Below are 26,834 nucleotides of genomic sequence, written 5' to 3'. Positions count from 1 at the left end.
TCCGTGCCCGGCCCGCGGGGCGCCGGTCAGCCCGCGCGCGCCGCGTCGCCGCGCGCGAACCGGAGCAGCTTGTTCATGCGTCCCCGCCAGCGGTGGCCGACGCGCCAGGGGCGACCTGGGCGCGCCAGCGCTCGACAGCCGCCGCCTTGATCGACTCATAGCCCTTGATCATCTGTGCGGACTCCGCGAGGCTGACCAGATCCGCGTAGGGCCGCCCCGCGGCCAGGCTCCCGGTGACCAGCGCCTCGTACTCCCTGATGACGGCCCGCTCGAGGCGGCGGTCCCGGTCGAGGCCGAAGACGTCGAACGGGGTGCCGCGCAGCCGGCGCATCGTGCGCAGCCCGTGGAACATGACCGCCCACGGCCGCGCGGCGGGCAGCTTGTGCTTGAGCCCCATGCGCCGCAGCGACGGCGGGTGCAGGTGGTAGGTCACCTTGTACGGGCCCTCGATGCCGAGGTCGGCGGCGGTCTGGGCGTGGTCGGCGAGCAGGTGGAGGCGGGCGACCTCGTACTCGTCCTTGTAGGTGAGCAGCTTGAACCAGCTCTCGGCCACCGCGCGGGTGAGCGCCCATCCGTGGCCGGCGCCGTCCTGCCCGGCGGCGGTCGCCACCAGGCCGAGGAAGCGGGCCGCCCGTCCCGCGTCCTGGTAGTCGATGGCCTGGGCGGCGCGGCGGACGAGCAGGGCACGCAGGTCGTCGGGCAGACCGGCCGGCAGGTCGCTCTCCGCGACGAGCCGGCCGGCGGTCGCGAACGCGCCGGGCGACGGGTCGAAGATGCTCGGCTTCGCGACCGCGGTCGCGGCGGCGCCGGTATCGGCGCCGGCGGTGGCCGCGAGCGCGGCCTCGACGGCGGCCGGGTCATGCGCGGCCCACCGGCCCCAGGCGAAGGCCGCCCGGTTGTCGGCCACCGCCTTGCCGTTGCGGCCCATGGCCTTCTCGAGGTCGGCCAGTGGCAGCGGCAGCCCGCCGAGCTGGTAGGCGGCGCCGAGCAGCACGATGTTGCCCAGCAGCTGGTTGGCGAACACCTGCTCGGCGATCCGCTTGCTGTCCAGGAACAGGGCTCGGTCGTCGCCGACACGCTCGGAGACCGCCGCGCGCATGACCGCCTCGTCCGGCGCGGCGACGTCGCGCTGCAGCATCGCCGCGGTGGGCGTGACGGTCACGTCGACGACGGCGACCGTCCGGCCGGGGCGGACCGTCGCGAGGTGCTTGGCCGCGGCGGCCTGCAGGATGTCACCGGACAGGTACAGGTCGGCCCCGCCCTCGCCCACGGTGGACGCGCCCGCCGCCTCGGCACCCCCGGCCCGCTTCGGCGAGAGCCTCAGGTGGGAGACGACGGCGCCGGCCTTCTGCGACAGGCCGGTCTGGTCGAGGCCGGCGACCGCGAGCCCCGCGGCCTGCGCCGCCGCCGCGATCACCCGGTTGGCGGTCACGACGCCGGTGCCGCCGACGCCGGTGAAGTAGACGCCGAAACTCTCCGTGATGGGCTGGACGTCCGGCGCTGGGAGGTCGCCGGCTGGCAGGTGGGGACGGACGTGCGAAGCCGCGTTCTTGCCGGCCGGCTGTCCCGCCCGCCGACCGGCGCCGAGCCGCGCGAGCGGGCCTGGCTTACGGGGCGTGATCGTGACGAACGACGGGCAGTCGCCCTCGAGGCAGGTGTAGTCGCGGTTGCACGACAGGTCGTCGACGCGGCGCTTCTCGCCGAACTCGGTGTGGTGCGGCAGCACGGACAGGCAGTTGCTCTTGACCGAGCAGTCGCCACAGCCCTCGCACACCGCCTCGTTGATGACGACGCGCCGCGGCGGCTCGGGCAGCAGGCCGCGCTTGCGCAGCCGGCGCGACTCGGCCGCGCAGCGCTGGTCGTAGATGATCGTCGTAACCCCGGGGACGGAGCGCAGCTCCTCCTGGACCTCCTCCAGGTGGTCGCGCCCGAGCACCCGGACGCCGGGGGCGAACCGGGCGCGGCGGCCGTAGTGCTTCGGGTCCTCGGCGCAGACGACGACCCGGGTGACGCCCTCGGCCTCAAGTGCCCGGGTCATCGCCGGGACGTCCATGAGCCCGACGACGTCCTGGCCGCCGGTCATCGCGACCGCGGTGTTGTAGAGGATCTTGAAAGTGACGTTGACGCCGGCCGCGACGCTCGCGCGGATCGCGAGGATGCCCGAGTGCGACAGCGTCCCGTCGCCGAGGTTCTGGATGAGGTGCGGCTCGTCGACGAACGGCGACAGCCCCAGCCACGGCACGCCCTCGGCACCCATCGGTGTCGGCGGGAGGCTCTTCATGCCCAGGTGGCGGGCCTCGAAGTACATGATCCCGTGGCAGCCAACCCCGCCGCCGACCAGCGCGCCCTCCGGGAAGACCGTCGAGCGGTTGTGCGGGCAGCCACTGCAGAAACCCGGCGGGCGCGCGGGCAGGTCGACGAGCGGCAGGGTGATGACCGGCGCCGGCGCCGAGGCCGTGACGACCGGGAGCAGCCGCCGGGCCGGGGAACCGTTCGAGGCGCCGTTCGCCGTCGCCGCCGCCCTGGCGGCCACCAGGTCAGGCAGGACCCTCCGCAGGACCGCGGCGACCTTCGACGCGTCCAGCTCGCCAGGGGTGGTCACGAGCGGGCGGCCGTCGCGGTCGCGCTTTCCCGCGACGCGGGTCGTGAGCCCGGCCTCGTGCAGGATCGCGCGCAGCTGCGTCTCGACGAACGGCCGCTTCTCCTCGATGACGACGATCTCGTCGACGGAGCGGGCGAACTCGAGGACGGTCTCGCGCCCCAGCGGGTAGGTGACGGCGAGCCGGAGCACCCGGACTCCGACGTCGGCGAGCCGGTCCATCCCGACGCCGAGGTCCGCGAACGCCTGGACGACGTCGAAGTAGGTCTTGCCCGCGCAGACGACGCCGAGGCGCGCGCCAGCCGGGGCGCCGACGACGCGGTCGAGCCGGTTGTGCCGGGCGTAGGCCTCGGCGGCCCGCAGCCGCAGGTCGATGACCTGCTCCTCCTGGCCCGGGGCGGCGTGCGGGCCGACCGCGGTCGACGGGATGTGCCGCCACGGCCGGCCGTCGACCGCGTGGTCGGTCGGGTCGCTCGGGGTGTGCCGGTCCACGCCCGCGTCGACGGTGCCGATGCCGTCGGCGACGGAGGTGACGATCTTCAGGCCGGCCCAGGCACCGCTGTAGCGCGACATCCGGAAGGCGTGGACGCCGAGGTCGAGGATGTCCTGCTGGTCGCCGGGGACGAGCACCGGGACGCAGGCGTCCTCGAAGGTGTACTGGCTGTCGCAGGCGAGGGTCGACGACTTGGCCGACGGGTCGTCGCCGCAGAACATCACGACGCCGCCGTTCGGTCCGGTGCCCATCGCGCCGGCGTGCTTGAGGACGTCGCCGCAGCGGTCCAGGCCCGGGGTCTTGCCGTACCAGGCCCCCACCACGCCGTCAAGCGCGCCGCCTTCCGGGAGCGCGGCCCCTCGCGGGGCGGAGCCGTCATCCGCGGAAGCACGCGCGGCGGCGCCGGCGGGGGCGCTGGGCGCCGCCGTTTCGCCCGGGCCCGCTTCGGCGCTGCCCGGGGCCAGCAGCGACCGGCCGGCGCCCATCTGGCTGCCCCAGACGGTGGCGGCCGCGAGCTCCTCGTTCAGGCCGGGGCGGTGCAGCACCCGATGCTCGGTGAGCAGGGCGGCGGCACGCTCGATGGTGAGGTCGAAGGTGCCCAGCGGCGAGCCGGGGTAACCGGAGACCATGGTCGCCGTCGTGAGGCCGTCGCGCGCGTCCAGCTCGGCGCGCACGACCAGCAGCCGTGCGAGCGCCTCGACGCCGGAGAGCAGCGCCGGCTCGGCGGCGACCGGCGCCGGTGCCGCCTGGTCTGGCCCGGCCGCGCCGGCGCCGCCGGCGTGCTCGGTGACGGCCCCGCTCACAGGTAGACCGACGGGTTCACGTAGGCGACCTCGCCATCCTTGAAGACCAGCCGGCGGCGGGCCGGGTCGCGCAGGACGGAGATGTCCTCGGTCGGGTCGCCGTCGACGACGACCAGGTCGGCCAGGTAGCCCTCACGGATCTGGCCGGTCTCCAGGCCGACGAGCGGGCCCATGTCCCGGGTGGCGGTGTGCACGGCCTCGGCGGGCGTCATGCCGACCAGGTCGACGTAGCGCTCGAGCTCCGCCGCGTACGTGCCGTGCCTCGTCCACTGGTGGCCGAAGTCGCCACCGGCGACGATCCGGATCCCGGACTCCCGCAGCCGTTGTAACCCCTCGACCTGGGACTTCAGCTCGTCCCGGTAGCCGGACAGCTCGACCTTCTCCGGTGAGAGTCCCCACGGCTCGGCGTGGCCGTTGACCACCGCGTACAGGTAGTGCAGCCCCGGGCAGACCCAGACGTCGTCGCGGCGGGCCTCCAGGGCGCGCAGCGCCTCGTCGTCGAGGAAGCAGGCGTGGTGGATGAGCCGCACGCCGGTGCGCGCGGCCATGGCGACGCTCGCGGACCCACGGGCGTGCACCGTGATGAAGGCGCCGTACTTCGCCGCCTCGTCGACGGCGGCCTCGAGCATCTCGTCGTTCATGTACACGTCGTCGGACGGGAACTCGGGCACGATGCCGTCGCCGGAGATGAACAGCTTGATCGCCCGCGCGCCGGCGTCGCACTGCCGGGCGACGATCGCGCGCAGCTCGCGGGCGTCGGCCGCGACCACCGACATCGGGGTGCCGTCGCTGATCGCCCCCGGCGAGGTCACCAGCAGGTTGCCCGGCACGATCCGCGGGCCGGGGATCAGGCCGCGCTCGATCGCGTCCCGCGCGACCACGTCGTCCTGCGGCTGCAGGACGCTCGCGCTGACGATGAGCGTGTAGCCGCTCTCCAGGAAGGTGCGCACGACGGCGGCGACGTCCAGGGCGTGCTGGGCCGGTGGTGAGGCGGCGACGCCGGCATGGTCGAAGACGAAGTCCAGCGGCCAGCTGATGTGGGTGTGCGCGTCGCCGAGGCCGGGCAGGACGGTGGCCCCGCGCACGTCGACGACCCTGGCCGACACCGCGTCCAGGTCGAGGCGGCCGGGCGTCACCAGCTCGACGCGGTTGCCCTCGACGAGGATGTCGCCGTCGAACGGCCGCTCGCTCGCATCGCCGGTGCAGGCGAGCACTCGAGCGTTCCTGATCAGTGTCCGCGCGGTCATGCGCTCCTCCTTGTCAGGCCGCTTACCGGGCCGGCGGGCCAGCCGGGCCGCCGCGAGCTCTTCGTCGGCCCGCTCCCTGGCCACGGCTCGCCCCGCCAGTACTTCGAGGATGGGCCGCTGGAGGCACGAAGAAAGATCATTTTCACACCTCCCTTGGCCCCTTCAGACGATGACGGTGCGCGTGCCCTCGGCGCCAGCCGTCAGCCGGATGCCCTCGTTGATCTCCGCCAGCTTGATCCGCTGGGAGACCATCTGCCCGAGATCGAGCCGGCCGCTCTCGGCGAGCCGGATGAAGCGCGGGAAGTCGCGGAGGATCTGCGAGCCGCCGACGGGCGAGCCGACCAGCTTCTTGCCGGAGAACACCGCCCCGATCGCGGGCAGGGTGATCGTGGCGCCCACCGCCGGCATGCCGACGAGCGTCACCGTCCCCTCCATCCGGGCCAGCGCGAACGCCTGCTCCATCAGCTTGGGGAAACCAACGACCTCAAAGCTGTAGTCCGCGCCGCGCCCACCGGTGAGCGCCCTGACCTGTTCGACCGGGTCGTCGGCGGTCGGGTCGACAGTGTGGGTCGCGCCGGCGCGCAGCGCGGCGTCGCGGCGCGACGACGCCGGGTCGATCGCGATGATCACGGCCGCGCCGGCGATCCGGGCACCCTGGATGACGGACTGCCCGACGCCTCCACAACCGATCACCGCGACGGTCGACCCCGGGGAGACCTGGGCGGTGTTCAGCGCGGCGCCGACGCCGGTGGTCACCCCGCAGCCGAGCAGGGCCAGCTGCTCGTCCGGCAGGTCCGTCTCGACCGCGACGACGCTCGCCTCGTCGACGACCATCGCCTCGGCGAACGAGCCGCAGCCGCAGACCGCGCGCGCCGTACGGCCGTCGGCGAGGGTGAACCGCGTCGCGGCCTGGACGAGCGGCCCGCGCTCGCAGTGGTTGGTCATGCCGTTCTGGCACCACCAGCAGGAGCCGCAGGCCGGCGAGACGGAGGCCAGCACGCGGTCGCCCGGCCGGACCCGGCGGACCTCGGCGCCGACCTCCTCGACGGTCCCGGTGGCCTCGTGGCCTGGGACGATCGGCAGCTGCAGCGCCGAGTGGCCCTCGATGACGTTGAGGTCGGTGTGGCAGATGCCGCTGGCGGTGATGCGCACGAGCACGTCGCGCGGGCCGACGGCGGGGACCGGCAGGTCCTCGAGGACGAGCGGCTTGCCAGGCTCATACGCGACGGCGACCCTCATCGAGGCCCATCTCCTGTCCGTGCTGGCGGCGCGGCGCGCCGCGGTGCCCTGCCCGGGTGTGTCCCGCCGTTGACGTGCCCCGCCGTTGATGTCACCCGCCGTCGACGTGCGACGCCGGGTGACGTGCGCTGTCGGTGACGCGGTGCCGCGCCGCCGGCTGCGGGCGAGCAGCACGCCAGGCGCGCTCGGCCGGTGGCTGGACACTAGCTCAGTAACCGCTCACTCCACAACCGGAAGCACACCCCCAGCGCGGCCCGGTGCGGGTCGCGTCCACCCGAAACCATCTTCACAAGAGGGCGACGGTGTCGCACGCAGCGGTCGCGGCCATGCCCAGCTCGGGTAAGTATGTGAGCGCTCTGTTAGCATGAGGCCCGCCGGCCGTGCCGGCGAGCCCCTGGCCGGATCGTCTACAGCATGGACCTGCTCGGCCGCCCCTTCCCGGACGGCCCGTGGGCCGTTTCCGCTACGTTCTGACCTTGCGTCCCTGACCGGGCCGGCCGGGGTATGCCACCGGCGAAGAACGCGACGAAGCGAAGGAGAGGCTCCCATGAAGGCCGAGGTCGACCCTCACCTGTGCCAGGGGCACGCCCGCTGCTGGGACATCTGCCCGGAGGTCTTCTCGCTTGACGAGGAAGGCCACGGCTTCGTCCCGATCCCCGACGTCCCGCCGCAGTTCGAGGCGAAGGCCCGCGAGGCCGCCGACAACTGCCCCGAGCGCGCCATCACGGTTTCCTCCTGAGGGAGGCCGTCCCACCGGGACGCCCCGGACGGTCTGACCGGGAATGTCACGGGCGGGTAGGACCGGGGACGTCCCGGGCGACGCGGGCTACTCGTCCTGTTCGGCGGCGGGCACGGCCGCTTCCCGCGCGCCCGGTCGGGTGAGGTCGACCAGGATGCGCAGGAACCGCTCCTGGCCGACGCCGTTGAACGGGTGCCCCTGCATCGTCGAGAACAGGTGGTAGCCACCGAGCGCGGCGACCGCGATCGCGTCGACCACGTCCTCCTCCCGCGGCTCGGCGAGCACTGGCCGCTGCAGCGCGGTCCAGATCGCCTCGCGCAGTTCGGGGACGCGGTCACCCTCATTGAGCATGAGCCGGAACAACCGGTCGAAACGGCGGATGTCCGCGAGCAGCTGTTCGCACACGTGCAGGCGGTGCTCCACCGCGTCCGCCGACGGGGGAATCGCCGCGCGCCTCTCGGCCATCTCGGCACGCAGGCGGCTGACCTCGCGGTCCACGGCCGCCGTCAGTAGCGCCTCCTTGGACGGGAAATGCCGGTACAGGCTGCCCGTGCCCACCGCCAGGCCGACGCGCCGCTCCACCTCGCTGATCGTGGCGCCGGTGAACCCGGCCTCGGCGAACACATCCATCGCCGCTTCGAGAATCCGGTCGCGGGTCGTCCGCCGCGATCCAGCGGGCCGGGTGGCCCTGGTTGTGGCCTTTGGGCGCGAGGTCTCCTGATTCGCGGTCCCCCGGCTCGCCGTCACGGCGCCAGCCTACGCAGCCGGGACGCGGGCACCGGCCCTGTGCGCGCCGTCCGTGCACAAATGGTCGCGCGTCACGCGGGCTCGAACACGAGCGGGATGGATGCCGGCCCCCGGGCCTGCAGGCTGAAGTAGGTGATCTCGGCGCCGCCGGGGACGCGGAACGGGCCGAGCCTTTCCAGCAGCCGGCGGATCGCCACCCGGACCTGCAGCCGGGCGAGGTTCGAGCCGACGCAGCGGTGCGGCCCGGCGCCGAACGTCAGATGCCGGTTGCGCGGCCGGTGGAGAACGACCTCGTCCGGTCGTTCGAAGACCTCGGGGTCACGGTTTGCCGCGCCGAAGAACAGGCCGACCTTGTCGCCCTTCCTGATGGGCCGGCCGAGGATCTCGACGTCTCTGGTCGCCGTGCGGAACATCAGCGGGAGCGGGGTCTCCAGCCGCAGGCATTCCTCCACCAGCGCCGGCACCAGCGAGAGGTCGGCGCGGACCGCCGCCTGCAGACGCGGGTTCTCGGCGAGGATCCGCATGGTCGCGCCGATGGCGCTCGCCGACGTGCCGATCCCGCCCTGGATGAGCAGCTGCAGGCCCGACAGGAACTCGTGGTCGACGAACGTCTCACCCGAGTCGTTCAGGCATTGGACGGCGCTGACCACGTCGTCGCGCTTCGCCTGGCCGTTCTTCCGGCTCTCGAAGACGCCGGCGGCCCAGGCCCGCAACGTCGCCGCGCCCGCGGCCGTCTTCTGGGGGTCGGACTCGAAGCTGATGGCGCGCGCGGCGGGTTCGACGGCGCGGAAGTCCTCGTCGGTCGCGTGGAACAGCAACCGGAACAGGATGGTGCCCGGCAGCTTGCGGGCGAAGTCCACCGCGAGGTCGCATTCCCCCGCGTCCACGAAGGTGTCGATCAGCTCGTCGGCCACGCTCCTGATCGGGTCTTCCAGATGGGCGAGGGACGTCACCGTCAGGTGCGGGTTCACCTGGCGGCGATAGGCGCGCTGGCGTGGCGGGTCCAGCTCGATAGGGACCAGCCGCGGCATCAGGTCGAACCCCGGACGGGTGATCGACACACCCTCGGTAGAGGTGAACGTCTCCCAGTCCTGCGCGATGCGCAGCACCAGGTCGCATGAGGTCGCCGCCCAGTAGCCGTGACCGCTTTCGACCCAGGTCAGAGGGCCAAGCCCGGCAAGCTCCCGGACCGCGTCCCAGTACGCCGGGCCGGCGACCGCCGGTGACAGGTGGTCGAACGTCGAGGTCGGGTACGGCGCCATCCAGGCCTCCCAAACAGAGATGCAAGGGTACTCTTGCATTCAATGGGAGGAAAAATAACGTCGACGTTTCGGCGCGGTCAACGCCCACCGTGACGGCAGCCGACGGCGGCCTGCGGCCGCCCATACCCGGGACGGCGGCGCGCCGTGGCTGGCGCAGGTCTCAGTTGGGAGCGGTCATGGACGCGGTGCCCTTCCACATCGGCATCACCACCAACGATCTCGGCGCCTCGATGCGGGATCTCACGCGGGCCCTCGGCGTCACCTGGACCGCGCCCACCGCCGGCGAGGGCCTGTTCCACACCGTCGACGACGTCCCGCAGCCCCGGCCGACGTCCTGTATCTCCCGACAGGGCCCCATCCACGTGGACCTCATCAAGGGAGAACCCGGCACCATCTGGGAGACCGCCGGGCCGCGGCTGCACCATTTCGCCTACTGGACCGACGACCTGGCGGCCGACGTCATTCGCCTTACAAGCGAAGGCTGGCGCCTCGAAATGACGAAGCCGGACGAGAACGGCCGCCCCACCCTCTTCGCCTACCTGGTCCGCGCCGACGGCTTCCGCCTGGAACTCATCGACGCCGCCGGCCGCGACGACTACGCCGCCCGCCTCCGCGAGTAAGACTCAGTCCAGGTCGTACGGCTTGGGGGTGCCGTCGTGGATCTCGATCCATTCGGCGCCTTCCGGGCCGGCGACCCAGGTGTACTTCTGGTTCGGCGTGAAAACACCCTGGCCCGCCCGGGTGACCCGCCTTCCGTAACGGAGCTCGCCGGACAGCACATAGGTGATCTGGTGCGTGCCGTGCCGGTGCGGCCGAACCTGGGCACCGGGACCGACCCGTGACCGGACGACCGTCATGGTCGGCGACAGCAGGATCGTCGTCGAGAGCATGTCGCGCCCGACGGCGTCGAGGAAGACCTCCCGCTGCTCTTCCGGCAACCATTCGGAGAGTTCCTGGTTGCTCCGGTACGGCAATGTGTTCGAGTCGTAGAAGAACATCCGCGCGCCATCCCCCGGCACGCCCTCGTTCGGGTGCCCGGCACGCTCCTCGGACGCTTCACTCACGCCGCATCCACCTCCCACGGCCCCAGCCGCGACCACACGGTGGCCGAACCTGGGTCACAGTGCTCTCGCCCAGCGGGCGCAAGGGAAGTCTTGCCCCGCCCTCCGCCGCGGGCAACTGATCGCTCACCGCGCCGCCGCGCCGCCGGGCGGCCGGGCGGCCCGGCGGCCCGGCGCCCGACGGAGCCGACCGGAGCCCTGCCTACTCGGGCTCCGCGGGCGACAGCCGGGCACCCGGCGTGAAGGTGATGGGCACGGTGAGGGGGGCACGGTTGTAGGTCGAGTGGAACTCGACCTCGGCGCCGGGCGCCAGCCGAATGTCGTGCAGGCGGTTGACGAGCTCCTCGACGGCGATGCGCAGGTTCATCCGGGCGAGGTTCGAGCCGGCGCAACGGTGCGGGCCGGCGCCGAAGGCGATGTGCCGGTTGCGGGGCCGCTCGGCGTCGAACGTCTCCGGGTCCTCGAACTCGTTCTCGTCATGGTTGGCCGCGGCCCAGTACAGCAGGATCTGCTCGCCCGCCTTGATCTGCTGGCCGTTCACCTCGGTGTCGTGCCGGGCGGTGCGCGCGACCGAGATGAACGAGCTGTCGAGGCGCAGCAGCTCCTCCACCCCGTTCGGGATCAGCTCCGGCCGGGCACGCAGCAGCTCCGGAATCTCGGGGTGCTCGCAGAAACGCAGCATCGACATGCCGAGTGCGCCGGCCGTCGTGTCGAGACCACCGAGAATGAGCAGGTGGATGGTGCCGATCGCCTCCGCGTCGGTGATCGGCCGGCCCTCGATCTCGGCGGCGAGCACCGCGTCGATCACGTCGCCGCGCGGTCCTGTCTGGCGCCGCTCGGCGATGCGTTCGGCGATCCAGCCGGCGAGCTTGAAGATGCACTCGCGTGCCTCGGGGACGGGCTGCGCGGTCGTGATCGCCCATTCGTTGACCTGGGCGAGGTCCTCCTTCGGCGCGTGCAGGGCGAAGTCGAAGAAGGCCAGCCCCGGCAGCGGCCGGGCGAACTCGGCGATGAAGTCGCACTCGCCGCGTTCGATGAAACCGTCGATCAGCCGGTTCACCAGGTCGCGGGTCTGCTTCTCCCATTCGGCGACGACGACGGGCCGGAAGGAGGGGTTGATGACGCGGCGGAACTCGCGCTGCAGCGGCGGGTCGATCGTGACCGGAAGGATCGTGTGCCTTTCCGTCGCCGCGATCGTGATGCCGTCGGCGGAGCTGAAGGTCTCCCAATCCTGGGCGACGCCGAGCACCTGCTCGTAGCCGGTGGCCACCCAGAAGCCGCCGTGCTGGTCGCTATGCGCGACGGGGCAGCGCGACCGGGCGCGCGCCAGCGTCGGGTGGAAGTCCTGGGCCAACGCGGCCGACTGGTGGTCGAAGTGGTGCTCGACCCACTCGTCGTCGATCGCGGCCTCGGCCGGGCCAGGCGGCGTCGCCGTCACGTCCATCTCCCACCTCACGAACGTCAGTGGCCTGGACTACCAACGGGTCCTCGGCCATTCCGCGAGAAGAATAGCAATAAGTGAGCGCTCGTTTAGCGTTCGCCCAGCACATGAGGCGCCGGGGATGGCCACGGGGCGTGGCGGCGGCGCTATCCCAGCGTGCCTAGCAGGGCCTTCGTGTCGTGGACGAAGGCCTCGACCTCGACGATCTGGCCGCCGCGGATCCGGATCAGGTCGATCATCGGGAGGACGACCGATCGGCCGGTGGCCCGCGCCGTCCACCGGATGACGATCCGCAGCGCGTAAAGGTCCTCCGCGCACCGCCAGTACTCGGTTCCCTCGATGCGCTGCTCCCAGTGCTCGCGCATGCCCGTCTGGACGGCGCGGAACGCGTCGAGCCCTTCGTGGACGCCGCCGTGCGGCAGCGACGCCGGCTCCACCAGCACGATGTCGTCCGCGAACAGCGTCGCCCAGCGCTCGGCCGTCGCGGGGTCGCTCATCGCGTCCGGTTTCCAGGACGCCGCGAGCGTCTCCATCACCTGCGCCGCCGTCAGCCCCACAGAAGTACCCCCTCCGTCCTCGGCGCCGGCTTGGCGGCCTCCCGTCCTAACCGAGGAAGAACTTGCCGCCGTCGTAGGAGATGGTCTGGCCGGTCATGTATCGGGAGGCGTCGCTGGCGAGGAACACCACCGGGCCGGCCACGTCGTCCTCCGTGGCGACCCGCCCGATGAGCTGCATGCGGAACTCCGGGGTACCCGTCATCTGCTCCTCGCGTTCCAGCACACCAAGCGCGATCGCCTCGGCCGCCATCGAGCCGACCGACAGGGCGTTGACCCGGATTCCCAGCGAGGCCAGCTCCTTGGCCAGCGACTTCGTCATCGCGATGACCGCGCCGCGGGCCGTCCCGTAGTCGAGCCAGTTGCGCACGCCGTAGGCGGCCGACGAGGTGTGGTTGACGATCGCCGGGCACGGCGACCTGGCGAGCTCCGGGACGGCGGCCTTGCAGAGGAGAAACGTCCCGCGCACCATCACCGCCATCGTCGTGTCCCAGTGCTCGGTCGTCATCTGGGCGAGCGGCGTGTACGTCGTGTCCCGGTAACGGTTCGGGTTGTTCACCAGCACGTCGAGCCGGCCGAACTCCGCCATGGCGAACGCGACCGCGCCCTGGGCGCTGGCCTCGTCCGTGACGTCGAGATGGCAGAACCGGGCGGTCCCACCGTCCTTCTCGATGAGGCCGACCGTCTCCTCCCCCGCATCGGCGAACCGGTCGGCGACGACGACGCAGGCGCCCGCGGACGCCAGGGCGCGGGCATACCCACGCCCGGCCCCCTGCGCCGCTCCCGTCACCAGGGCTACCCGTCCGGCGAGCGGGCCGGTCGAACCGCCGACGGCGTGGGCCGCACCGGTCGGTTCCTCGGTCCCGGTCATACCGGCTGCTCCCCGGCCGATCCCAGGACCTGACGCAGCGTGCGCGCCATGTGCTGCATCACTGGCTCGTTGCGGCCGAACACCAGCGTCTTCGGGACGAACGGCGAGCGCAGCCCGAGGCCGGCCCGCGTCGCCATCTCGTAGTCCTCCTTGTCGACGACCGTCTGGCACGCCCAGCGGACCGCCTCCTCCAGCTCCTTCGCCTCCTGGGGCGAGTCGGGAAGCTCGCGGCGGTAGGCGTAGTGCAGCGCCACCGTCTCGTGCAGGCCCTGGCCCGGGTAGATCGTGAAGATCTCCAGCCGGTCGCCGACGACCGAGAAGCTCAGGTTCGGGAAGAGCCGGTAGTTGAGGTTGATCTGGCCGTCGTCGACCGGCCGCCAGTCCTCCTCCGGCACCTCGCGCAGCCTGTCGACGGTGCGCATCGTCGAGGTCATCAGTGCGTGCTCGCCGTAGAAGTCGGCGATCGAGGTGTTGCTGTAGACGAGCGGCCGAGCGGTCTCGCGGTGCAGGTGGGCGAAGTGGTAGGTCTCGCAGTGGGTGCCCCAGACGACCTTCCAGTTCGTCGCCACCGGGTGCGGATGGGTCGCGGCTATCGCGTGCCAGGTCCCGAAGCCGAACGAGGCGAACTGCTCGCCGAGGCCGGCGAGGTACTCGTCCACCGAGAACGGCGCGTCGGGGTTGGCCGACGCGAAGATCATGCCGTGGCGTTCCTCGGCGGGCAGCTCGATCAGCCCCCGGTCCTCGCGGCGCATGTCGGAGAACCCCTCGGCGCCCGGCAGGCCGACGAGCCGGCCCTCCAGGTCGTACACCCACGCGTGGAACGGGCAGGTGAACCGGCGGGCGCCCGTCCCGCACCCCGGCTCGACGACCCGCACGCCACGGTGCTGGCACATGTTGAGAAACGCCCGCACCCGGCCCGACGCGTCGCGGGTGAGCAGCATCGGCGTGCCGGTCGCGTCGAACGTCATCCACGACCCCGGCTCGGGCAGGTCGCGGGTGAGGCCGACGAACATCGGGTAGCGGTTGAAGACGATCCGGCGCTCCAGCTCGAACTGCTCGGACGACCGGTAGCCGTCCAGCGGCTCCTCCATGGTGTGCTCGGCCAGGTCGGTCGTCCGCCGGTCGATCAGATCCAGGGTCCGCCGGCCTAACTCGCGCTGCATCTGTGCGTTCATGCGGTCCGCTCCAGTTCCCTCGCTCCTGGCTCGCCGGCGGCCCGGTCAGCCACCTGGATCCGTTCGGCGTCCGCCGCGACGGTGGTGCCGGCGAAGAACTCGGGGGAGGTGCCGCCGTAGAACCGCACCGCGTTCACGCAGGTGAACTCCTCGAACTGCGCGGGCGTGAGAATGCCGTCCTCGACCAGCTCATAGGCCTCGAGGAGCGGGTGGGTGAACGACGGGACGTCCCAGTGCCCGAGGTCGGAGCCCATCATCGGGCGCAGCTGGGCACCGAGCGGGTTGACCCGCCTGTCGTAGGCGAGGCCCACCAGCGGGTCGTCGCCCTCGCATCCCCAGTAGAAGCCGCGGACGAACGCGTCCCGGATCTCCTCGACCGACGTGACCCCGCTGGCGGCGAAGTCGTCGACCTGGCCGTCCGCCGCCGACACGCCGGGCACGAGCTGCTCCGGCCGGTAGTGGGCGAGCTCGGGGGCGTGCCTCGTCGCCAGCCGGGCAAGCTCCGCCGGGTCGAGCCGGGCCGGGTCGAGCCGGCCCAGCCCCGCCTTGCCGCGCTTCTCGAACCGCGACACCAGGTCGCCGTAGACCCGCACGCCGCCCGCCACGCCGCCCTCGAGCAGCGCGACCCGCAGGTCGGGAAACCTCGTCGTGACCCCGCCGAGGAACAGCGACTTGGCGGTCGCCTCCCCCACCGCGGCGAAATGCCCGGCGGCGTAGGAGTAGTTGGACGGCGAGAAATGGCCGGTGAACCTGAAGCCGTTCGAATGGCACGACAGCGGGACGCCGAGCTCGACCGCCTTGGCCCAGAACGGGTCGTAGTCGTGGTCGCTGTCCAGCCCGAAGTTGTCGATCCGCTGCAGCCGCGACCGGTACTCGGGCGGCGCGTCGGCGAACGCCGGGATCGGCCGCCAGACGAACGACGGCATCAGCGCCGCCCGCAGCCCGAGCGACACCGCGTGCTCCAGCGCCTCGATCCCCTCGTCGGGGGTGTGCGCGGGGATGACCGCGACCGGGGCGAGCCGGTCCCGGTAGGGCGCGTAGGCCTGCGCGACGTAGGCGTTGTAGAGCCGGGCGAGCCCGACCCGGGTCTCGGGGTTCTCCAGCGACAGCAGCACCATGCCGCGCGACGGGTAGACGACGGCGAAGTCGATCCCGGCCTCGCCGAGCCGCTCGTGGTACAGCGACGGCATGGCGACGGTCGCGTAGTCGAGGGTGTCGCTCGGCGTCCACCACACCGGGCGGGCCGACAGGTGCAGCCGGCGGCGCTCGGCGAGCGACGGCACGCGCTCGCCGGACCCGTCGGCGAGGCCGAGGGCCTTCACCGCCGGGTCGTCGAGCAGGTGCCCGCCGCCGTTGTCCCGCACGAAGTCGGCGAACGCGACGCTGATCTCGACGTGGTGCGCGTCGGCGTCGATGATGACGTGGCCGAGGTCCGCCCGGACGCGCCGGGCGCTGGTCGACTGACCGGTCATCGCGGAGCCCCCTCGGCGAAGACGAGCATGGTGGCGATCCTTCCGTTCTCGACGCGGATGATGTCGAGGCCGACCGCGACGGCGGTCGGGAAGATCCAGCGGACGTAGGCCCGGCTCCAGCTGTGATGGCTCTCGGGCGGCGCCGCGAGCGCCACTGTCACCCCGTCCGGCCAGGCGGCGGTGTACTCGGTGACGTGGTCGGCGAGGGCGCGGCGCCCGCGCACGACCGGCCGTTCGTCCGGCGGGACGAACTCCACCTCGTCGGCGCAGCAGGCCTCGAAGTGGCGCAGCCGCTCGGCCGGGTCGCGGGTGACCCAGGCCGCCGTCCACTCGGTGAACAGCTCCTCGGGGGTCACTGCCCGCTCCCGCGGCGCAGGCCGGCGAGGGCGACGGCGGGCAGGGTGACGCTGGCGCCGCCGTCGGTGGCGAGCACCTGGCCGGAGATCCAGCTGGACTCGTCGCTGGCGAAGAACAGCGCCGCGTACGCGACGTCCCAGCCGGTGCCGTGGGTGACCGCGCCGAGCGGCAGGACGGAGGCCGCGGTCTTCTGGATCTCGCCGAGGTCCTGGCCGAGCTTCTCGGCGGCGCCCTGGGTGCGCGGCGTCTGCACCGAGCCGGGAACGACGACGTTCACCCGGATGCCCAGCGGTCCGTGCGCCGCGGCCATCTCCTGGGACAGCGAGATCATCCCGCCCTTCGCCGCGGAGTAGGCGGCGAACCCGATCGCGCGCAGCGCGCCAATCGAGGAGATGTTGACGATCGACCCGCCGCCGGTGGCGGCCATCGCCGGGATGGCGAACCGGGACACCTGGTAGACGGACTTCAGATTGATCCGCAGCAGGTCGTCCCAGGTGTCCTCGGCCGTGTCGAGGACACTGCCGGGACGGGAGACGCCGACGTTGTTCACCAGGATGTCCAGCCGGCCGAACGTGTCGAGCGCCGCCTGGGTGAAGCGCTCGCCGTCCGCCGCGACGGTGACGTCGCCTGCGACGACGACGGCACGGCCGCCGACCTGTTCGATCTCCTTGCGGGTCACCTCGGCGCGGTCGGGGGTGATGTCGACGAGCACGACGGCGGCGCCGTGCCGGGCGAGCAGCAGCGCGGTCGCCTTGCCGGTGCCGACGCCCGGCCCCGGCACCTGGCCTGCGCCCGTCACGATCGCCACCTTGCCGGCGACCCGCCCGCGGCCGGGCTCCGCCGCGTTCCCCGACTCCTCCAGAACAGTCACGGTCAGTCACCTTCGATCAGCGCGAGCGGGGTGAAGACGGGAACGGTCTCCTCGGGCTGGACGAGGATCCGGGACAGGACGCCGGTCGCCGGCGCGACCACGACGACGGTGGTCTTCTCGGCCTCGATCTCGGCGATCTCCTCGTCCTCCTCGACCGGGTCGCCCTCGTTCTTGAACCACTGCAGGACGGTGCCCTCGGTCATCCCCATCCCGAACTGGGGCAGGTTCACCTCGGTGGTCATGGGACGGCGAGCTCCTTCGGCGAGCCGACGAGCGCGGTCGCGGCGGCGGCGATCCGCTCCGGCGTCGGGTACATGAGCCGTTCGAGCGCGGGGCTGAACGGCGGGTGGACGTCCGGGGCGACGACCCTGGCGATCGGGGCGCGCAGCGAGGAGAAACCATCCTCGGCGACGATGGCCGCGATCTCGGCCGCCGCCCCGCAGGTCTTGTGCGCCGGGTCGGCGATGACGAGCCGGCCGGTCTTGTCGACCGAGGCCAGGATCGCCCCCTTGTCCAGCGGCACCAGCGTGCGCGGGTCGATCACTTCCAGCTCGACGCCCTGTCTCGCGAGCTCGGCCGCGGCCTTCAGCGCCGCGGGCACGGCGTCGCCGATCGCGACGACAGTGACGTCCCGCCCCTCGCGGGCGATGGCCGCCTTCCCGAGCGGGACGAGATGGTCGCCGTCCGGCACCTCGCCCTTCACGCCCCACAGCCGCAGGGGCTCGAAGAAGACGACCGGGTCGTCGTCGCGGATGGCCGACTTCAGCAGCCCGAGCGCGTCCGCCGGCGTCGTCGGCACCACGATCTTCAGCCCGGGGACGTTCATGAGCTGCGGGTAGGGCCGGTCGGAATGCTGGGCCGCGGTCGCGTTCGCGTACTTCATCGCGGCGCGGAACACGATCGGCACGCTCGCCTGGCCGCCGAACAGGTACCGGTTCTTCGCGGCGTGGTTCACGATCTGGTCCCACGCGACGTACATCAGGTTGGCGATCGTGTAGTCGACGATCGGGCGCAGACCCGTCATCGCGGCGCCGATCGCGGCGCCGGTGAAGCCCTCCTCGGAGATCGGCATGACCGGCACCCGGTCCGGGCCGAACTCGTCGACGAACCCGTTCGTCGGCATCGTCCAGAACCGGCCGTCCTCGCAGAACACGACGACGGCCGGGTCGCGCCGCATCTCCTCGAGCATCGCCTCGCGCAATGCCTCGCGGTAGCTCATCGTCCTCATCGCGAAGCCTCCGCCGGCGCGGCGTCGAGCGGCGTCGCCCAGAGGTCCTCGAACAGTTCCTCCGGCGCCGGCTGGGGGCTTCTCTTCGCGAAGGCGACCGCGGCGCGCACCTCGCCCGCGGCGGATTCCGCGACCGCCGCGAGCTGGTCCTCGGCGACGCCGTCCGCGAGCAGCCGGGCGCGGAACAGCTCGACCGGGTCGCGCGACCGCCAGTGCTCGACCTCGTCGGGCGGGCGGTGGGAGAGGTCCATGTTTCCGTACTCGGCGTGGTCACGGTAGCGGTAGGTCCGCGCCTCGACGAGGGTCGGGCCACCGCCGGAACGCCCGCGCTCGACGGCTGCGTCCACCGCGTCGAACACGGCGGCGACATCCTGCCCGTCGACGACGACACCCGGCATCCGGTAGGCGGCGGCGCGGGCGGCGATGCTCTCGCTCGCCATCGTGTCGGCCAGCGCCGTCGACATCGCGTACAGGTTGTTCTCGCAGACGAAAACGACGCCCAGGCCCCACACCGAGGCGAGGTTCAGCCCCTCGTGGAACGACCCGATGTTGGCGGCGCCGTCGCCGAAGAACGCGAGCGCCACCTGGTCCGTGCCGCGCACGCGGGCGCTGTACGCGGCGCCGACGGCCTGTGGGATGCCCGCGCCGATGATCGCCGTCTCGCCGAGGCTGCCGACGCCGAAGTCGGCGAGGTGCATCGAGCCGCCCTTGCCGTGGCAGACGCCGGTACGCCGGCCCATCAGTTCCGCCATGAGCGGGCCGAGCGGCGCGCCCTTGGCGATCGGGTGGCCGTGGGAGCGGTGGTAGCCGACGATGTAGTCGTCGTCGCGCAGCGCCAGGCACGATCCGACGATCGCCGCCTCCTGGCCGATACAGATGTGCACCGAGCCGGCTATGCCCTGGCCCTTGCGCACGATGTCCATAGCCGCCTCCTCGAAACGGCGGATTCGCAGCATCCGGCGTAACGCCTCGAGGTCCTGCTCTCTGTTCATCAACCCTGCTTCTTTCCCCGTGTGCACGGCTCAGGGTTCCGCCCGGTCCATGAGCGACGGCACTCGCGAGCCGCCAGCCGCGAGGCAGGCTCCCGGCGATGCCGTCTCCGGGCCATCCGTCGCGGGCGGGGCTGGGCCGGCGCGGCCGGTGACCGCGCCGCGTCAGTGGTTCGCGTCGCCCGCCGGGACGCATCATCCCTTGCAGGCGGTTTCTATGCAAGGGTACCCTTGCATTCTGTCTGGCCGGCAGCGAGAGAGGTTCCCATGACTGACTTCACGGGGCGCGTGGCCGTCATCACCGGCGCCGCGCACGGCATCGGGTCGGAGTACGCGCGGCACTTCGCCGGCCGCGGCGCCCACGTCGTCGTCGCCGACATCGACGGTCCGGCGGCCGAAACCATGACCAAGGAGCTCTTATCGGCCGGGTTGTCGGCCAGCACCCTCGTCCTGGACATCTCCGACGCGGACGCCTGCCGCGCCGCCGTCGACGGGGTCGTCGCCGAGCACTCGTCGATCGACTTCCTCGTCAACAACGCCGCGCTCTACGCGAACCGCGACTTCGCGATCGCCGAGGAGATCGACCTCGGCATGTGGCAGCGGATGATCGACATCAACGTCAGCGGCACGTTCTTCATGTGCCGGGCGGCGATCCCGCACATGAAGGGGCAGAGCTTCGGCCGCATCGTCAACCAGAGCTCCGCCTCGGTCTACGCGACCGTTCCCCGCTCGCTGCACTACTCGATGTCGAAGGCCGCCGTCATCACGATGACGAAGACGCTCGCCCGCGAGCTGGGCCCGTTCGGCATCACGGTGAACGCCATCGCTCCGGGCGTCATCGACACCGAGGCGACGCTGAAGGTGGTACCTCGCGAGGTCCTGGAGAAGGGCCTCGGCAACGCGGCGCTGCGCCGCATCGGCCACCCGGCCGACCTGGCCCCGGTCGTCGGCTTCCTGTGCTCGGAGGGCGCCAGCTACATCACCGGGCAGACGATCATCGTCGACGGCGGCATCAACATGCTCGGCTGACCGCGCCACCCGGCGCGGCGCCGGGCGGCGGGCAGGGCGTTCGGCAGACAGCGTTTCAGCGGGCGACGTGCTCAGCGGGCCCGGTGTTCGGCGGGCGGACGACGAAGGGAAGCGATCAGGCGTGGACCAGCGACTGATGTACCGGGACGCGTTCTTCATCGACGGCGGCTGGGCCGCGCCGAGCGGGCCGGACCGGTTCGGCGTCATCTCGCCGTCGAGCGAGGACGTCGTCGGCGAGGTTCCGCTCGCGACGGGCGGCGACATCGACCGGGCGGTCGCCGCCGCCCGGGCCGCGTTCGACGACGGCCCGTGGCCGCGGATGACGCCCGCGGAACGCGGCGAGGTCCTCGCCCGCGCCGCGAAGCTGCTGGCCGAGCGCGCGGGCCAGATCGCCGCCGTCACGGTCGACGAGATCGGCTGCCCGGTGAGCAACCCGGCATCGCAGACCGGGCTGGTGGGGCCGGTGTTCGACTACTACGCGGGCTTGGCGGCGACGTTCCCCTTCGAGCGGACCGTCACGGCCGGCCCTCGTGCCGGCCTCGTCACCCAGGAGCCGGTCGGCGTCGTCGGCGCGATCGTGCCGTGGAACGCGCCCGTCACCCTGGCCGCCTGGAAGTCGGCGCCCGCGCTGGCCGCCGGCTGCACGGTGGTGATCAAGCCTCCGCCGGAGGCGCCGCTGTCCACGTTCGTGCTCGCCGAGGCGCTGCGCGACGCCGGCATCCCGCCCGGCGTCGTCAACGTGGTGCCCGGCGGCCGGCAGGTCGGCGAACGCCTCGTCACCCACCCCGGCACCGACAAGATCGCCTTCACCGGCTCGACCGCCGCAGGCAAGCGGATCATGAGCCTGTGCGGTGAACAGATCAAACGAGTGTCGCTGGAGCTCGGCGGCAAGTCCGCCTGCATCCTGCTCGACGACACCGACGTGGCGGCGATCGTGCCGACGGTCGTCGGCATCGGGATGAACCGTTCCGGCCAGGTCTGCGCCGCCCAGACCCGCATCCTCGTGCACCGGTCCCGCTACGCCGAGGCGCTGGAGGCCGCGGGCGTCACCGCGGCGGCGATCCCGCTCGGCGACCCGCACGACCCGGCGACGGTGATCGGCCCGCTGGTCGCCGAGCGGCAGCGCGCCCGCGTCGAGGGCTACATCGGCGACGCCGTGGAGCACGGCGCGCGGGTCGTCACCGGCGGCGGACGGCCCGCCGACCCGCCGAAGGGCTGGTACGTCGAGCCCACGATCCTCGGCGACGTCGACAACGGGATGCGGATCGCCCGGGAGGAGATCTTCGGCCCGGTGCTGTGCGTCATCCCGTTCGACGACGCCGACGAGGCCGTCCGGATCGCCAATGACTCGCCGTACGGGCTCGCGGGCGGCGTCTGGAGCGCGGACCCGGCGCGGGCGCTCGCGGTCGCGCGCCGCCTGCGCACCGGCGCGGTGAACATCAACGCCGACTTCCCCCCGTTCCCGCTGGTGCCCTTCGGCGGATTCAAGCAGTCCGGGCTCGGCCGTGAGCTCGGACCGGAGGGGCTCGCGAGCTTCCTGGAGCCCCGCAGCATCGGCCTGCCGGTATCGCTGGCCGAGTCACTGGCCGCGTCGCCGACGTCGACCGCGCCGGGCGGCGACGCGTGAGCGCCGCCCAGTTCTCGATCCGTTACCTGGCCCTGGCGCCGGCGGACCCCGGCTCGTGGCGACCGCTGCTCAACCGGGTCGTCGCCGCCGACCGGGCCGGCGTCGACCGGGTGGTGCTCTCCGGCGAGCACGTCGTCTTCGGCGAGCACATGGACGACTACGCGCGGCCCGAGATCGGCGGCCGGGCCGGCGGCGGGCAGCCGACCGGGCCGGACGGCCACTTCCTCGAGCCGATGACGACGATGTCGTTCCTGGCCGGCATGACGTCGCGGGTGCGTCTCACCAACAGCATCCTGCTCGCCGCGCTGCGCCGGCCGATCGTGCTGGCAAAGAGCGCCGCCACGCTGGACGTGCTCTCCGGCGGCCGGCTCGACCTCGGCGTCGGCATCGGCTGGCAGCGCGAGGAGTACGAGGCCGCCGGGCTGGAGTTCTCCCGGCGCGGACGGCTACTCGACCACACCCTCGAGGTCTGCCAGCTGCTGTGGCGGGAACCCCGGGCCAGCTACCACTCCCCCGAGCTGTCCTTCGAGAACATCCACCTCAACCCGAAGCCGGTCCAGCCGGGTGGCGTGCCGATCTGGGTCAGCGGGACGGTCAACCCCGGCGCGATGCGCCGTCTCGCCCGGTTCGGCGCCGGCTGGATCCCCTGGGGGCCGGCGTCCGACCGCGCCGCCGACCTGGTCGAGACGATCCCCCGGATGCGCGACGCCGTCGCCGCGCTCGGCCGCGACCCGCTGGAGCTCGGGATCGCCGGCAAGCTCGCGAACGTGCCCGGCCGGGACGGGACGCCGGACCCGGGCGCGACGCTGGACGGCCTTCCGGCGCTGCTCGCGGCCGGGGTCACCGACGTGCGCCTCCAGCTGCCAGTGCCGGATGACACATCCGCGGCGGAGGCCTACCTCACCCTGTGGGTAAGTAGGTTTCAGGAAATGACCGGCGACGGCGGGGCCGAAGACCGCGGCGGCCTCGCCGCCACGGCCCTCGCGGGCACCAGAGCCCAGGGCGCCGTCGTTCGAGACACCACCGTCCGAGACACCACCGCCCGAGACACCACGGCCCGAGACACCGCCGTCCGGGCCGGGCTCGGCTGAACGGAAGGTGACCGCCGTGACCGTCGGCCCCTCGTCGCCAATGACGTCCCCAGGGCTCGCCCCGTCCTTCCGGTGCGCCCCCTGGACCCGGGCACAGGGAGCGGACCCGATCGGCTCGGCGCTCAGCTGCGACCTGTTCATCCTGGTCGAGACTCCGCCGCCCTGGCCGCGCGACGTAGGCGAGCTGCCGGTCTTCGCCGAGCTCGCCCGGCGCGGGCTGCCACCGGCCCGGCTGCTCGCCGTGCGCCCGCCGATCGACGGGCCGCCGCCGGCGTCAGCCTCGCCCGCCCAGCTCACGGCGGGCGTACGCACCGGGGTGGGCGTGACGATCTGGCGGCGTTCTCCCACGGGCAGCTTCACCGGCACCGACCATGTCGTCGACCAGGTGAACGTCGTCGACGAGATCGCCCGGCTCGTCGAGGCACCGGACGGGCGGGGCTGGCCCGCGCCGCCGGAGGTGCTGATCTGCGGGCACGGCGCACGGGACGCCTGCTGCGGGCGGCTGGGCACCCGGCTCGCCCTGGACGAGGCCGGCGCGTGGCCGGACGTGCGCATCCGCCGCTGCAGTCACACCGGCGGCCACCGCTTCGCCCCCACCGGCTTCACGCTGCCGGACGGGCTGGCCTGGGGTTATCTCGACACCGACGTGCTCGACACGATCGTCCGCCGAGCCGGGAGACCGCCGCTGCGCGGTCACTACCGCGGCACCACCGCCCTGGGGATGTGGGGCCAGGTCGCCGAACGTGAGCTTTTCGAACGCTTCGGCTGGGTCTGGCTGGACCACCGGCTCACCTCGGCGACGACCGACGTGGCGCCCGATGGCCGTTCCGCGGCCGTCGAGCTTGCCTGGGACGGCCCATCCGGTCCGGGGCGCGCGACCGCGACGGTCGCGATCGCCCGCGACCTTCCGGTCCTTATCTGCGGCGAGCCCCCCGAGAACGCCACGAAGAGCGCCCCGGACCTCGCCCTGCGCACCTTCGTCATCGGCGGTGGCGGCTGAACCCGCCGCGGTCGCCCTGAGTGCCGACCCGCTGCGAGCACAGCGGAACTCGTCTACCAGCCGGTCCAGGCTCGCGAAAACCCTGGGTTAGGTGCGAGCACCGCCCCGCAGATGGTCCTTCCGTTTCAGCGAAGCGTGTCAGGCAGCTATGAACTCGAAGGGCACCTGCGGCGAGTTCCTTGGCTTGGCCTTCGCGTCGCTACCGACTTTAGCGCCGCACGCTGTCGAGCCAGGTGAGGAGGAGTTCGTTGAATGCCTCCGGACGTTCCTGGTGCAACCAGTGCCCGGCGCCCGGATAGGCGACCGCGCGGCTGTTCGCCGTGGTGAAGGTCTTTTCCTCCCAGACGACCCGGGTCGGGTCGGCGTAGACCGCCAGCACAGGAACGGCCCGACGGGTGAGCCAGGTCTTCGCCTCGTCGCTCAGGACGGTCGCGGGGTGCCGCAGGCCCCACTGCCGCATCGAGTCGGCAAGCATGTGCGGGGGGGCGGTCAGCACCTTGCGTGCGTGCCAGCAGCGCAGGGCCAACGGAGTCTCTGCGGTCCAGAACGCTGCCAGGCCGGGCACGGCGGCCGCCGAGCCCTGCTCATCGATGGCGTCCGCGACCTGTTGGAATCCCGCGGGCCAGGACGGGTCGTAGCCGTAGGCCGGGTCCACCTCGACCACGCCCAGGACCCGGTCGGGATGCTCGACGGCCAGGTGCGCCACGATCATGCCGCCGAGCGAATGACCGACGGCAACCACCCGGTCGATGTCGAGATGATCGATCAGGCGGACGAGATCCGTGACATAGTCGCCGACGGCATAGCCGGAGGTTGGAACCGTAGAGTGCCCGTGCCCTCGGAGATCGACAGCGATGACCCGGTGGGACGCCGCCAGCGCAGGGATGTTGAAGATCCAGTCGTGGGAATCCGCGCCCAGACCATGCACCAGTAACAAGGACATCTCCCCGGCACCGTCGTCCGAGTAAAACAGCTTGACTCCGTCAACGTCGGCGAATGGCATGTCGGACGCCTCCAAAGGGACGCGAGAAATGGTTGTCTCGGATGGTTCTGACTAGCGGCGGCCGGCCGTCGTGCTTGGCTGGACGAGGTCGCCGACCGGTTGCCACTGCGGCACGACCACGCCCACGGCGTCGTCGAACCAGACCCGCATGCGCTGCCCCGCGACGAGGGCGGGAGCACCGGGAAGGTGGCCGACGAACCGGACGGACGGGACGTCCAGGAGCTCGACGAGGACCACCGTGTAGGGCACCGGGTACAACGGGTGGACCTGGTGCTCGACGACCGTCCACGAGTAGAGGGTTCCGAAACCCGCCACCGGCTGCCAACGGCCGTCCCAGCTTCCACAGGTGTGGCAGTAGGCGCGCGGCAGGTGAAGAACGGCACCGCAGCCCGCGCACACCCGGATGACCAGTTCCTCGCGCCGGGCCGCTTCGAAGAATCCCCCGGTGTCGGGATCGTCGTCGACCGGGACGAGGTGGGTGCGTCGGATCCGGTCCATCAGGCCGCTCGCAGCATCAGCGCGCTGCCCGGCGGCAGCGGGGTCGAGGTCACCAGGCACACCTCGGCGCCCGGGACCTGGGAGGTCGACTCCCCACGGATCTGGCGGACCCCCTCGAGGATGTGGTTCATGCCGTGGATGTAGCCCTCGGACAGGTGACCGCCGCCGGTGTTGATCGGAATGCTGCCCCCGAGATCGATCTCGCCTCCGGCCACGAACGGCCCGCCCTCGCCCTTCTTGCAGAAGCCCCAGTCCTCGATCTGAAGCAGGACGGTGATCGTGAAGCAGTCGTAGATCTGGGCGACGTCCACGTCCTGCGGGCCGAGGCCCGCCCGTCGGTACAACGTGCGAGCGACCGAACTCGCCGGCAGCTCGGTGATCGACTTCCGCATCAGGGTCGGGAACTGGATTCCGGGCTGCGGATCGGGCACGCTGCCCTGAGCGACCGCCCGGATCAGGACCGGAGGCTTTCGACAGTCCCGGGCGCGGGCGGCGCTGGTCACCACCACGGCGCAGGCCCCGTCGGTCTCGAGACAGAAGTCGAACAGCCCGAGTGGCCGGGCGATCGGGCGGGCCGACAGGTACTGCTCCATGGTGAGGGTGCGAGCGTGCATCTGGGCCGCCGGGTTCGCGTTCGCCCTGGCCCGACAGGTGAGCGCGATGTGGCCCATCTCCTCCTTCTTCGTGCCGTACTCGATCATGTGACGCTGGGCCATGAGGGCGAAAATCTGCCCGGGAGTGAGCAGCCCGTACGGAGCGAAGAACTCGTCGTAGCTGCCCCATCCACCCACCCTGGCGTCGGCCGCCGCGGACAGCCCGAACCGGCGCCCCGACCGTCCCCTGAGTTCCCGGAAGACGAGGACCGTCGTCGCCTGGCCCGAGAGGATGGCGCCCACCGCCTGCCCGACCATGGCGCACGGCGCCACTCCCCCCGGCCCCACCTGGGCCCAGTAGGTGAGTTCGCGTATCCCGAGCGAGTCGGCCAGGTCGTTGTGCAGGACGCTGTCCATGTCGCAACGGACGATGCCGTCGATGTCCCCCGGCGTCAGACCGGCATCCTCGATGGCGGCCAGCGCGGCCTGGGTCGCCAGGGTCAGGTCGCTGCGACCGGCGTCACGCGAGTAGTCGGTGGCGCCGATCCCGACGATCGCGCAACGGTCTCGGTGCTGGAACTCCTCGTTCGTCGCCGTCATCGGACGCGGTAGAGGCGCGCGGCGTTGTCGTGCAGGATCTTGCGCAGTGTCGCCTCGGGCAGGTCTCCGAAGGAATGGTCCAGGAACTCGTTCGGAGCGACCGCCGTGCTGGCCGGCCCCGGAGACATGCTTGTCGGATGCGGGAAGTCGGTCTCGTAGAGGATGTTGTCCGGGCCGAGCCGCTCGATGGCGTAGCGCGCGTTCTCGGCCTCGAACCAGAAGCAGCCGTAGATCTGCCGGCGGAA

Annotated in this window: 26 protein-coding genes; 6 read left to right on the top strand and 20 right to left on the bottom strand. The window is 72.1% G+C overall.

Annotated elements, in window-relative coordinates; genetic code table 11:
* Window positions 1-73 precede the first annotated feature (73 nt).
* The 3 genes from QOZ89_RS27285 to QOZ89_RS27275 form a co-directional block, all read right to left on the bottom strand.
* A complete protein-coding gene (locus QOZ89_RS27285; RefSeq protein ID WP_312626184.1) occupies window positions 74-3,895 on the bottom strand; it encodes an indolepyruvate ferredoxin oxidoreductase family protein in 3,822 nt (1,273 codons plus the stop codon).
* On the bottom strand, window positions 3,892-5,142 hold the full coding sequence (locus QOZ89_RS27280; protein ID WP_071047633.1) for a metal-dependent hydrolase family protein: 1,251 nt from the start codon (window positions 5,140-5,142) through the stop codon (window positions 3,892-3,894). The genes QOZ89_RS27285 and QOZ89_RS27280 overlap by 4 nt, the downstream gene beginning before the upstream one ends.
* 162 nt (window positions 5,143-5,304) lie before the next feature.
* Complete coding sequence (locus QOZ89_RS27275; RefSeq protein WP_071047567.1) at window positions 5,305-6,381, bottom strand: Zn-dependent alcohol dehydrogenase; 1,077 nt, start codon at window positions 6,379-6,381, stop codon at window positions 5,305-5,307.
* 547 nt (window positions 6,382-6,928) lie between these two features.
* Between QOZ89_RS27275 and QOZ89_RS27270 the strand changes: the two genes are divergently transcribed.
* Window positions 6,929-7,120, top strand: a complete 192-nt coding sequence (locus QOZ89_RS27270) for a ferredoxin (protein ID WP_071047568.1) — start codon at window positions 6,929-6,931, stop codon at window positions 7,118-7,120.
* An 87-nt stretch (window positions 7,121-7,207) separates the two neighbouring features.
* Here QOZ89_RS27270 and QOZ89_RS27265 read toward each other — a convergent pair whose 3' ends face one another.
* Together QOZ89_RS27265 and QOZ89_RS27260 are read right to left on the bottom strand one after the other, a co-directional pair.
* A complete protein-coding gene (locus QOZ89_RS27265; RefSeq protein WP_397428850.1) occupies window positions 7,208-7,867 on the bottom strand; it encodes a TetR/AcrR family transcriptional regulator in 660 nt (219 codons plus the stop codon).
* Window positions 7,868-7,938: 71 nt separating this feature from the next.
* Window positions 7,939-9,129, bottom strand: coding sequence for a cytochrome P450 (locus tag QOZ89_RS27260; RefSeq protein WP_071047570.1), 1,191 nt, complete (start codon window positions 9,127-9,129; stop codon window positions 7,939-7,941).
* Between the two features lie 176 nt (window positions 9,130-9,305).
* Between QOZ89_RS27260 and QOZ89_RS27255 the strand changes: the two genes are divergently transcribed.
* The gene (locus QOZ89_RS27255; RefSeq protein WP_071047571.1) at window positions 9,306-9,749 is read left to right on the top strand and encodes a VOC family protein; all 444 of its coding nucleotides are present in this window, start codon (window positions 9,306-9,308) and stop codon (window positions 9,747-9,749) included.
* Window positions 9,750-9,752: 3 nt separating this feature from the next.
* Here QOZ89_RS27255 and QOZ89_RS27250 read toward each other — a convergent pair whose 3' ends face one another.
* The 11 genes from QOZ89_RS27250 to QOZ89_RS27200 form a co-directional block, all read right to left on the bottom strand.
* Complete coding sequence (locus QOZ89_RS27250) at window positions 9,753-10,193, bottom strand: cupin domain-containing protein (protein WP_083418297.1); 441 nt, start codon at window positions 10,191-10,193, stop codon at window positions 9,753-9,755.
* A 199-nt stretch (window positions 10,194-10,392) separates the two neighbouring features.
* Entirely contained in the window at window positions 10,393-11,634 is a 1,242-nt protein-coding gene (locus tag QOZ89_RS27245; RefSeq protein ID WP_071047572.1) for a cytochrome P450, read from the bottom strand.
* Between the two features lie 143 nt (window positions 11,635-11,777).
* Complete coding sequence (locus QOZ89_RS27240) at window positions 11,778-12,188, bottom strand: nuclear transport factor 2 family protein (protein ID WP_241841573.1); 411 nt, start codon at window positions 12,186-12,188, stop codon at window positions 11,778-11,780.
* 46 nt (window positions 12,189-12,234) lie between these two features.
* On the bottom strand, window positions 12,235-13,056 hold the full coding sequence (locus QOZ89_RS27235; RefSeq protein ID WP_071047573.1) for an SDR family NAD(P)-dependent oxidoreductase: 822 nt from the start codon (window positions 13,054-13,056) through the stop codon (window positions 12,235-12,237).
* Window positions 13,053-14,231: an aromatic ring-hydroxylating oxygenase subunit alpha gene (locus tag QOZ89_RS27230; protein WP_071047574.1), complete on the bottom strand. Its 1,179-nt coding sequence runs from the start codon at window positions 14,229-14,231 to the stop codon at window positions 13,053-13,055. The genes QOZ89_RS27235 and QOZ89_RS27230 overlap by 4 nt, the downstream gene beginning before the upstream one ends.
* On the bottom strand, window positions 14,228-15,703 hold the full coding sequence (locus tag QOZ89_RS27225; protein ID WP_071047575.1) for an amidohydrolase family protein: 1,476 nt from the start codon (window positions 15,701-15,703) through the stop codon (window positions 14,228-14,230). The genes QOZ89_RS27230 and QOZ89_RS27225 overlap by 4 nt, the downstream gene beginning before the upstream one ends.
* Entirely contained in the window at window positions 15,700-16,059 is a 360-nt protein-coding gene (locus QOZ89_RS27220; RefSeq protein ID WP_071047576.1) for a nuclear transport factor 2 family protein, read from the bottom strand. Before QOZ89_RS27220 ends, QOZ89_RS27225 begins: the two co-directional genes overlap by 4 nt.
* On the bottom strand, window positions 16,056-16,931 hold the full coding sequence (locus QOZ89_RS27215; RefSeq protein ID WP_083418298.1) for an SDR family NAD(P)-dependent oxidoreductase: 876 nt from the start codon (window positions 16,929-16,931) through the stop codon (window positions 16,056-16,058). Before QOZ89_RS27215 ends, QOZ89_RS27220 begins: the two co-directional genes overlap by 4 nt.
* 2 nt (window positions 16,932-16,933) lie before the next feature.
* Window positions 16,934-17,173, bottom strand: coding sequence for a lipoyl domain-containing protein (locus QOZ89_RS27210; protein ID WP_071047578.1), 240 nt, complete (start codon window positions 17,171-17,173; stop codon window positions 16,934-16,936).
* Entirely contained in the window at window positions 17,170-18,159 is a 990-nt protein-coding gene (locus tag QOZ89_RS27205; RefSeq protein ID WP_071047579.1) for an alpha-ketoacid dehydrogenase subunit beta, read from the bottom strand. The genes QOZ89_RS27210 and QOZ89_RS27205 overlap by 4 nt, the downstream gene beginning before the upstream one ends.
* Window positions 18,156-19,151 carry a thiamine pyrophosphate-dependent dehydrogenase E1 component subunit alpha gene (locus tag QOZ89_RS27200; RefSeq protein ID WP_083418299.1) on the bottom strand — a complete coding sequence of 332 codons (996 nt, stop codon included), beginning with the start codon at window positions 19,149-19,151 and terminating at the stop codon, window positions 18,156-18,158. The genes QOZ89_RS27205 and QOZ89_RS27200 overlap by 4 nt, the downstream gene beginning before the upstream one ends.
* A gap of 264 nt (window positions 19,152-19,415) precedes the next feature.
* Between QOZ89_RS27200 and QOZ89_RS27195 the strand changes: the two genes are divergently transcribed.
* The 4 genes from QOZ89_RS27195 to QOZ89_RS27180 all read left to right on the top strand — a co-directional run bounded on the left by QOZ89_RS27195 (window position 19,416) and on the right by QOZ89_RS27180 (window position 23,895).
* Window positions 19,416-20,177: an SDR family NAD(P)-dependent oxidoreductase gene (locus QOZ89_RS27195; RefSeq protein WP_071047581.1), complete on the top strand. Its 762-nt coding sequence runs from the start codon at window positions 19,416-19,418 to the stop codon at window positions 20,175-20,177.
* A gap of 121 nt (window positions 20,178-20,298) precedes the next feature.
* Window positions 20,299-21,804 carry an aldehyde dehydrogenase gene (locus QOZ89_RS27190; RefSeq protein ID WP_071047582.1) on the top strand — a complete coding sequence of 502 codons (1,506 nt, stop codon included), beginning with the start codon at window positions 20,299-20,301 and terminating at the stop codon, window positions 21,802-21,804.
* Window positions 21,801-22,895, top strand: coding sequence for a TIGR03619 family F420-dependent LLM class oxidoreductase (locus QOZ89_RS27185; RefSeq protein ID WP_312626160.1), 1,095 nt, complete (start codon window positions 21,801-21,803; stop codon window positions 22,893-22,895). The genes QOZ89_RS27190 and QOZ89_RS27185 overlap by 4 nt, the downstream gene beginning before the upstream one ends.
* Before the next feature lie 16 nt (window positions 22,896-22,911).
* Window positions 22,912-23,895, top strand: coding sequence for a ferredoxin family protein (locus QOZ89_RS27180; protein ID WP_241841575.1), 984 nt, complete (start codon window positions 22,912-22,914; stop codon window positions 23,893-23,895).
* A 208-nt stretch (window positions 23,896-24,103) separates the two neighbouring features.
* Here QOZ89_RS27180 and QOZ89_RS27175 read toward each other — a convergent pair whose 3' ends face one another.
* The 4 genes from QOZ89_RS27175 to QOZ89_RS27160 all read right to left on the bottom strand — a co-directional run.
* Window positions 24,104-24,898, bottom strand: a complete 795-nt coding sequence (locus QOZ89_RS27175; RefSeq protein WP_071047584.1) for an alpha/beta fold hydrolase — start codon at window positions 24,896-24,898, stop codon at window positions 24,104-24,106.
* Between the two features lie 51 nt (window positions 24,899-24,949).
* Window positions 24,950-25,396 (bottom strand): Zn-ribbon domain-containing OB-fold protein, encoded by a 447-nt coding sequence (locus QOZ89_RS27170; protein WP_071047585.1) that lies wholly within the window; start codon window positions 25,394-25,396, stop codon window positions 24,950-24,952.
* Window positions 25,396-26,589: a thiolase C-terminal domain-containing protein gene (locus tag QOZ89_RS27165; RefSeq protein WP_071047586.1), complete on the bottom strand. Its 1,194-nt coding sequence runs from the start codon at window positions 26,587-26,589 to the stop codon at window positions 25,396-25,398. Before QOZ89_RS27165 ends, QOZ89_RS27170 begins: the two co-directional genes overlap by 1 nt.
* On the bottom strand, window positions 26,586-26,834 hold a 249-nt coding region (locus QOZ89_RS27160), incomplete at its 5' end, for an amidohydrolase family protein (RefSeq protein WP_312626150.1). The genes QOZ89_RS27165 and QOZ89_RS27160, both read right to left, overlap by 4 nt.

The organism is Pseudofrankia coriaricola, from assembly GCF_032027725.1.
GTDB lineage: Bacteria > Actinomycetota > Actinomycetes > Frankiales > Frankiaceae > Pseudofrankia.
Note: the sequence above shows the minus strand (reverse complement) of the source record. Positions and strands in the feature narration are given on the sequence as shown.

What these genes read in the sequence shown, in the direction of transcription:
- QOZ89_RS27200 (WP_083418299.1), bottom strand. Translation starts at nt 19,151, where the DNA reads ATGAACAGAGAGCAGGACCTCGAGGCGTTACGCCGGATGCTGCGAATC.
- QOZ89_RS27195 (WP_071047581.1), top strand. Translation starts at nt 19,416, where the DNA reads ATGACTGACTTCACGGGGCGCGTGGCCGTCATCACCGGCGCCGCGCAC.
- QOZ89_RS27255 (WP_071047571.1), top strand. Translation starts at nt 9,306, where the DNA reads ATGGACGCGGTGCCCTTCCACATCGGCATCACCACCAACGATCTCGGC.
- QOZ89_RS27205 (WP_071047579.1), bottom strand. Translation starts at nt 18,159, where the DNA reads ATGAGGACGATGAGCTACCGCGAGGCATTGCGCGAGGCGATGCTCGAG.
- QOZ89_RS27245 (WP_071047572.1), bottom strand. Translation starts at nt 11,634, where the DNA reads ATGGACGTGACGGCGACGCCGCCTGGCCCGGCCGAGGCCGCGATCGAC.
- QOZ89_RS27210 (WP_071047578.1), bottom strand. Translation starts at nt 17,173, where the DNA reads ATGACCACCGAGGTGAACCTGCCCCAGTTCGGGATGGGGATGACCGAG.
- QOZ89_RS27170 (WP_071047585.1), bottom strand. Translation starts at nt 25,396, where the DNA reads ATGGACCGGATCCGACGCACCCACCTCGTCCCGGTCGACGACGATCCC.
- QOZ89_RS27260 (WP_071047570.1), bottom strand. Translation starts at nt 9,129, where the DNA reads ATGGCGCCGTACCCGACCTCGACGTTCGACCACCTGTCACCGGCGGTC.
- QOZ89_RS27175 (WP_071047584.1), bottom strand. Translation starts at nt 24,898, where the DNA reads ATGCCATTCGCCGACGTTGACGGAGTCAAGCTGTTTTACTCGGACGAC.
- QOZ89_RS27165 (WP_071047586.1), bottom strand. Translation starts at nt 26,589, where the DNA reads ATGACGGCGACGAACGAGGAGTTCCAGCACCGAGACCGTTGCGCGATC.
- QOZ89_RS27230 (WP_071047574.1), bottom strand. Translation starts at nt 14,231, where the DNA reads ATGAACGCACAGATGCAGCGCGAGTTAGGCCGGCGGACCCTGGATCTG.
- QOZ89_RS27275 (WP_071047567.1), bottom strand. Translation starts at nt 6,381, where the DNA reads ATGAGGGTCGCCGTCGCGTATGAGCCTGGCAAGCCGCTCGTCCTCGAG.
- QOZ89_RS27225 (WP_071047575.1), bottom strand. Translation starts at nt 15,703, where the DNA reads ATGACCGGTCAGTCGACCAGCGCCCGGCGCGTCCGGGCGGACCTCGGC.
- QOZ89_RS27235 (WP_071047573.1), bottom strand. Translation starts at nt 13,056, where the DNA reads ATGACCGGGACCGAGGAACCGACCGGTGCGGCCCACGCCGTCGGCGGT.
- QOZ89_RS27280 (WP_071047633.1), bottom strand. Translation starts at nt 5,142, where the DNA reads ATGACCGCGCGGACACTGATCAGGAACGCTCGAGTGCTCGCCTGCACC.
- QOZ89_RS27270 (WP_071047568.1), top strand. Translation starts at nt 6,929, where the DNA reads ATGAAGGCCGAGGTCGACCCTCACCTGTGCCAGGGGCACGCCCGCTGC.